Below are 579 nucleotides of genomic sequence, written 5' to 3'. Positions count from 1 at the left end.
CTGAACCATTGCCCCATCAATCACAAATAAAAACATGTAAGCATCTTGTTTTGAAGCATTTGCGTTGGTTGTTAAAAGCAAATTATAGATTTCATTAATGAACCAGCTTCGATATTCAACAACCACCTGATATGCCTTGGGATGCGTTTTCGCAATTTCAAAAATAGCTTTAAAAGGCAAATGATAAAGTCCGTCTAAATCGGCATGTAAAAAGTAAATTTTGCGAAGCTTTTCAACCATCGTTAAGTCTTTTTGATCATGAATGATTGAAAGCACTTCTTGTTTTAGTCCATCTTTTTGAAAGGTTAAACTCATTTGAATTAGCCTTTCTTTTGAATGAAAATAGTTATAAAAGGTCGCTTTTGGGATTTTCGCTGACTCAATAATTCGGTCAACCCCAACATTGTGAAAGCCATAGTTGTTAAAAAGATATCGGGAAGTGTGAAGCACACTTAAAGCACGAGATGGGAGATCTGAATGTGGCATAGTTTTACCGTTATAAAATAAATTCTTGTTGTATATAAATGAGATAAAAATGCCTTTACTCTTTTTAAGCAAATAAAAGGCATAGCAAAGCCC

Annotated in this window: 1 protein-coding gene; it reads right to left on the bottom strand. The window is 33.9% G+C overall.

Going from position 1 to position 579, the window contains the following annotated elements:
- Positions 1 to 486 (bottom strand): TetR/AcrR family transcriptional regulator (locus UC75_RS12040; protein ID WP_228137324.1); only part of this gene is annotated, 486 nt, incomplete at its 3' end.
- Positions 487 to 579: the final 93 nt, after the last annotated feature.

It is taken from the genome of Acinetobacter sp. V2, assembly GCF_001188385.1.
In the GTDB taxonomy this organism is placed as follows: domain Bacteria; phylum Pseudomonadota; class Gammaproteobacteria; order Pseudomonadales; family Moraxellaceae; genus Acinetobacter; species Acinetobacter oleivorans.
The sequence above is the reverse complement of the archived record's forward strand: the minus strand, read 5'-3'. Positions and strand labels throughout refer to the sequence as shown.